The sequence below is a fragment of the Cellulomonas septica genome (assembly GCF_012396155.1).
GTDB classification, from domain to species: domain Bacteria; phylum Actinomycetota; class Actinomycetes; order Actinomycetales; family Cellulomonadaceae; genus Cellulomonas; species Cellulomonas septica.
Map to the genome: position 1 here is coordinate 1 of NZ_JAAXOY010000180.1, position 5742 is coordinate 5742.

Here is a 5742-nt window from a genome sequence, read left to right on the forward strand (position 1 = left end):
GCGCGGGCTCGCGCGGCGCGGACGGCTCGACCTGCCCGGCGTGCGGGTCGCGGGCGCCGACGTGCTGACCGCGCGCGAGGTCGAGGTGCTCGGGCTCGTCGCGCAGGGCCTGTCGAACCGGCAGATCGGGGAGAAGCTCTTCATCTCCGGCAAGACGGTGTCGGTGCACATCTCGAACCTGCTCGCGAAGCTCGGGGTGTCGGGGCGCGCGGAGGCCGTGTCGGTCGCGCACCAGCGCGGGCTCATCGGCACGGACGTCTGACCGCGCCGCCCGCGTCATGCCCATGGGCGGGCGGGCGGCGCGACGCGCCCACCTGCACGGGCGCGTGTCGGGGGCCGGCTCTAGCGTGGGCCCCATGTCACCGTCGAAGACGCCCGCGGTCGAGCTCGACGTGCGCGGCCGCACGGTCCGCGTCAGCAGCCCCGACAAGGTGTACTTCCCCGAGCGGGGCCTGACGAAGCTCGACGTCGTCCAGTACTTCGTCGCCGTGGGCGACGGGATCCTGGGTGCCCTGCTCGACCGCCCGACCACGCTCGAGCGCTGGCCCAAGGGCGTGTTCGAGGGCGCGAAGCTCGCGACCCGCATGGACTCGACGGGCGACGCGTTCTACCAGAAGCGCGTCCCGCAGGGCGCCCCCGACTACGTGCGCACCGCCCGCATCGCGTTCCCCAGCGGCCGGACCGCCGACGAGGTCGCGCCCAGCGAGCTCGCGGTCGTCGCGTGGGCCGCCAACCTCGGCACGCTCACGTTCCACCCGTGGCCCGTGCTGGGCGACGACGTCGACTCCCCCGACCAGATCCGGATCGACCTCGACCCGCAGCCCGGCACCGACTTCTCCGACGCGGCACGCGTCGCCCCGCACGTGCGCGAGCTGCTCGCCGAGCACGGCATGGAGGGCACGCCCAAGACGTCCGGCGGCCGCGGCATCCACGTCTTCGTGCCGATCGAGCCGCGCTGGTCGTTCACCGACGCGCGCCGGGCGACCATCGCGTTCGGCCGCGAGCTCGAGAGGCGCATGCCCGAGCAGGTCACGATGAAGTGGTGGAAGGAGGAGCGCGGCCAGAAGATCTTCGTCGACTACAACCAGATGGCCCGCGACCGCACCATCGCGTCCGCCTACTCGATCCGCACCAACCCGCGCGCGACCGTGTCCGCCCCGCTGCGCTGGGACGAGGTCGGCGACGTGCACCCCGACGACTTCGACGTCACCACCATGCCGGCGCGGTTCGCCGAGGTCGGCGACCTGTTCGCCCCGCTCGTCGCGCGCGCCGCCCCGCGGTACTCGATCGAGTCGCTGCTCGAGCTCGCCGACAAGCAGGAGCGCGACGACGGCCACGGCGACCTGCCCTACCCGCCCGAGTACCCGAAGATGCCCGGCGAGCCGAAGCGCGTGCAGCCGAGCCGCGACCGTGACAGGCCGCGCTGACGACACCGGGCCGACCCGGCCCGACCCTCCGACGGACACGCCGCGGCACGGGGCGTCGTCCGCGCCGTCGCAGCCGTCGACGCGCGACGGGGCGGCGGCGCGCGCCGACGCGTCCGCACCGCCGACCTCGACCGTCGTGGAGTACCGGTCCGCGCGGGGGCGGTGGGTGCTCGTCGCGACCGTGCTGGGGTCCGCGATCGCGTTCATCGACGCGACCGTCGTCACGATCGCGCTGCCGCGCATCGCCGACGAGCTCGACGCGACGACCGCCGACCTGCAGTGGACCGTCAACGGCTACGCCCTGACGCTCGCCGCGTTCCTGCTGCTCGGCGGGTCGCTGGGCGACCGGTTCGGGCGCCGGCGCGTGTTCCTGGTCGGGGTCGTGTGGTTCGCGGTCGCGTCGCTCGCGTGCGCGCTCGCGCCGACCGTCGGGCTGCTCGTCGCGGCCCGCGCGCTGCAGGGCGTCGGCGGCGCGCTGCTCACCCCCGGCTCGCTCGCGATCATCCAGTCGACGTTCGCGGGCGAGGACCGCGGCCGCGCCATCGGCGCGTGGTCGGGGCTCGGCGGGATCGCGGGCGCGGTCGCACCGTTCCTGGGCGGCTGGATCGTCGAGGTCACGTCGTGGCGGTGGGTGTTCGGCATCAACCTGCCGATCGCGGCCGTCGTGGTGGTCGTCGCGCTGAAGGCCGTCCCGGAGACGCTCGACCCGGGAGCGGTACGCCGGCTCGACGTCGCCGGGACCGCGCTGGCCGCCCTCGGCCTCGCAGCCCTCACGTGGGCCTTCACGGCGTGGACGGAGGACGGTTCCCTGCGGCCCGCGGTCGCGGCCGTGCTCGCCGCGGGCGTGCTCGCGCTCGTCGCGTTCGTGGTCGTCGAGTCGCGCGCGGCGGCGCCGCTCGTGCCGCCGCGACTGTTCCGCTGGCGCCCCTTCGCGGGCACCAACGCGGCGACGCTCGTCGTGTACGCGGCGCTGTCGGGTGTCTTCTTCTTCCTCGTCGTCACCCTCCAGGTGGTGTCGGGCTACTCGCCGCTCGCCGCGGGCCTCGCACCGGTCCCCGTCACGCTGCTCCTCCTGCTGCTGTCGTCGACGTCCGGCGCGCTCGGCGTGCGGCTCGGACCGCGCCTGCCCATGACCGTCGGGCCGCTCGTCTGCGCCGGCGCGACCGTGCTGCTCGCCGGGATCGGCCCGTCGGCGCCGTACCTGACGGCCGTCCTCCCGGGCGTGCTCCTGTTCGGGCTCGGCCTCGCGGCGGTCGTCGCGCCGCTCACGACGACCGCGCTGGCGTCCGCGCCGGACCGGCTCGCAGGGGTCGCGTCGGGTGTCAACAACGCGGTCGCGCGCGTCGCCGGGATCGCCGCCGCCAAGCGCACGGCCGAGCTGCTGCCGCTCGCGCACGTCATCGGCGTGCACGGCGTCGTGGTCGACCTGCGCGTGGAGGACGGCGGCGTCGCGATCGAGGCGACCGTCCGCACCGCCGACCGCACGGGCGTCGAGATGGAGGCGCTGACCGCGGTGTCCGTGACCGCGCTCGCGGTCGTCGACATGGTCAAGGGCCTCGACAAGTCCGTGTCGATCGCCGACGTCCGGCTCGAGGTCGCCAAGGCCGTGGTCGGGCAGGACGCCGCGGTCAGCGGCCTCGTCATCGCGCTGCTGTGCCGCGGCCACGTGCTGCTCGAGGGCGTCCCGGGCGTCGCCAAGACGCTGCTGGTCCGGTCGCTGTCGGCGGCGCTCGACCTGTCGACGAAGCGCGTGCAGTTCACGCCCGACCTCATGCCGGGCGACGTCACGGGCTCGCTCGTGTACGACGCGCGCACGGCCGAGTTCTCGTTCCGCGAGGGCCCGGTCTTCACGAACCTGCTGCTCGCGGACGAGATCAACCGCACGCCCCCGAAGACGCAGGCCTCGCTGCTCGAGGCGATGGAGGAGCGTCAGGTGTCGGTCGACGGCACCCCGCGCCCGCTCCCGGACCCGTTCCTCGTGATCGCGACGCAGAACCCGGTGGAGTACGAGGGCACCTACCCGCTGCCCGAGGCGCAGCTCGACCGGTTCCTGCTCAAGCTGACCCTGCCGCTGCCCGAGCGCGAGGACGAGGTCGAGGTCCTGGTCCGCCACGCGGGCGGGTTCGACCCGCGCGACCTCACGGCCGCCGGGGTGCGGCCCGTCGCCGACACCGCGCTGCTCGCGGCGCGGGGCGCTGTCGACCCGGATGTCGCAATCGCCATGGCGACCGGGGTCCGTGCGCGTCTCGGCGCCGACGTCGGTCTCGCCACGACGGGTGTCGCCGGCCCGACCGCGCAGGACGGTCACCCGCCCGGCACGGTGCACGTCGCGGTCGTCACGCCGTCCGGTGCGGCCGTGCGCTCGGTGCACCTCGACGGTGACCGGCCCGCGGTGCGGGCCGCGGCCGTGCGCACGGTGCTCGGCCTCGCGCTCGACGAGCTCGTCGGACACGCGCCAGGGTCGGGAACACCCGGGGCCCCAGGACCGTTGCACACCACGTGATGAGCACTCGACCCCCGGCCCGACGCACGCCCGCGCGCGCGGGAGGTGCGCGGTACGGTGGGAGTCTCCCGGCGCAGACGAAGCCGGGTGCAGTGGTGACGGGTCCCTCGCGGGTCCCGGCGCCGAGCGATGGGCCGGCACGCGACGCGAGAGGGGGAGCCCGGATGGTTGTGCTACGTCGAGAGATCGGCGACGTCCTGCGGGACGCTCGTCAGCGCCAGGGGCGCACCCTGCGTGAGGTGTCGTCCGCGGCCCGTGTCTCGCTGGGCTATCTCAGCGAGGTCGAGCGAGGGCAGAAGGAGGCGTCGTCGGAGCTGCTGAACAGCATCTGCGAGGCGCTGGACGTCCCGATGTCGCTCGTGCTGCGCGAGGTCAGCGACCGTGTCGCGGTGGCCGAGGGTCTGCTGATCCCCGACACCGTCCCGGCCGACCTCGCCGCGTCCGTCGGCGGCAGCGCCGACAACGGCTGGCAGCGCGGTCGCGCGGAGCTCGCCCCGATCGGGTAGCCCCGCCGTCCCGGCGCTGCCGGGCTCACGGTCCGTGGACCTCAGGTCCGCGGACCGTGCCATGTCGCCGCACGGGTGGTTCCCGCGTGCACGACGCCGCGCCACGCTGCGCCGGGCGGGTGACGCACGCGTCCGGAGTGTGGTCACGCCCGGGTGAAAACGGCCGCTACGACGACGTCGGCCGCGCCTGGCAGCGCGGGCACCAGAAGACCGGCCGTTCCATCGGTGGCCTGCGGGCCGTGCCCCGCGCGATCGGCGTCCCGCACCGCACGCACGGCCGCTGACGTCGCCCGTGCACCCGCTCGTCCGGACGCCCCGTCGCGACCGAGCGCTGCATGAGCCGCCGGGCGGTCCCGAGGACGCGCGCCGGGTCCGGCACCTGGTCCGCGGGGGTCCACGGCCAGACGCGCTCCGCGAAGAGCGACTCCGCCATGAAGATCGTGCCGATCCCCGCGACGGCAGTCTGGTCGAGCAGCACCTCCGCCACGGGCGTCGCGCCGCGGTCGGCCCAGCGGCGCAGCACCTCCTCGACGTCGAACTCGTCGTCGAGGACGTCCGGGCCGAGGTGCCCGACGAGCGTGTGCTCGTCGCGCGTGGCGACGACGTCGAGCATCCCGAGCAGGCGTCCGAGCGCGGTCCACCGCTCGGTCGCGAGCACCGCGCGGATCTGGGGCGCACGCGCCTGCGCCTGCGGTGACCCCGTGGCCGCGACCCGCCACGTCCCGTCCATGCGCAGGTGCGTGTGCAGCGTGCGCCCGTCGTCGAACCGCGTGAGCAGGTGCTTGCCGTACGCCGTGGTGCCGAGCACCGTCCGCCCGACGAGGTGGACGCCCGCCGCGGTCGGCCACCGGAGCTCGGCGCGCACGAGCGGCTCCCCGACCAGCGCGGCGTTCAGGCGGGCCGCCGTGCGACGCAGGACGTCACCCTCGGGCATCGGCGGTCCTCACGACTGCCCGCGCAGCCGCAGCCCGCGCGGTGTCGGCGCGAACCCGGCCGCGACGAGCGCCTGGCCCACCGGCCCGTGCAGCGCGCCGTCCGCGAGGACCTCGGCACCGTCGAGACGCGTCACCGTGAGGCGTCCCGAGTGGCGCGTGCGCACGGCCTCGGCGAGCCCGTGGGCGGCGGCCTCGAGGACGGCGACGTCGGACGCGAACGACAGTGCGGTCCGGCCGCCCCGTTCGAGGTAGAGGACGAGCGCGCCGTCGACCAGGACGACGAGGGCACCCGCCTTGCGGCCCGGCCGGTGGCGTCCGGGCGTGGGCGCGGGCCGTGCGGCGTCCGCCGACCCGGGGGTGTCGCGCTCGAC

The 5742-nt window shown here is 75.4% G+C and carries 6 protein-coding genes and 1 pseudogene; 5 read left to right on the forward strand and 2 right to left on the reverse strand.

Translation table 11 applies throughout. The features are described from left to right. The 5 genes and pseudogenes from HGA02_RS08750 to HGA02_RS08765 form a co-directional block, all read left to right on the forward strand. Nucleotides 1-262, forward strand: a 262-nt coding sequence (locus tag HGA02_RS08750; protein ID WP_210728345.1) for a helix-turn-helix domain-containing protein, incomplete at its 5' end; no start/stop codon positions are given. 94 nt (nucleotides 263-356) lie between these two features. Further along, nucleotides 357-1427: a non-homologous end-joining DNA ligase gene (ligD, locus tag HGA02_RS08755; protein ID WP_168678688.1), complete on the forward strand. Its 1071-nt coding sequence runs from the start codon at nucleotides 357-359 to the stop codon at nucleotides 1425-1427. A gap of 181 nt (nucleotides 1428-1608) precedes the next feature. Next, nucleotides 1609-2775 (forward strand): annotated as a pseudogene (locus tag HGA02_RS20865) (MFS transporter); the annotation flags it as partial. A 30-nt stretch (nucleotides 2776-2805) separates the two neighbouring features. After that, on the forward strand, nucleotides 2806-3930 hold the full coding sequence (locus tag HGA02_RS20870) for an AAA family ATPase (RefSeq protein WP_484482045.1): 1125 nt from the start codon (nucleotides 2806-2808) through the stop codon (nucleotides 3928-3930). Between the two features lie 164 nt (nucleotides 3931-4094). Beyond that, nucleotides 4095-4436 (forward strand): helix-turn-helix domain-containing protein, encoded by a 342-nt coding sequence (locus HGA02_RS08765; RefSeq protein WP_124344347.1) that lies wholly within the window; start codon nucleotides 4095-4097, stop codon nucleotides 4434-4436. Nucleotides 4437-4602: 166 nt separating this feature from the next. On the opposite strand, the gene HGA02_RS08770 is transcribed toward HGA02_RS08765, so the two are convergent. Continuing rightward, nucleotides 4603-5370: an Fpg/Nei family DNA glycosylase gene (locus HGA02_RS08770; RefSeq protein WP_168678690.1), complete on the reverse strand. Its 768-nt coding sequence runs from the start codon at nucleotides 5368-5370 to the stop codon at nucleotides 4603-4605. Between the two features lie 9 nt (nucleotides 5371-5379). After that, on the reverse strand, nucleotides 5380-5742 hold a 363-nt coding region (locus HGA02_RS08775), incomplete at its 5' end, for a hypothetical protein (RefSeq protein WP_168678691.1).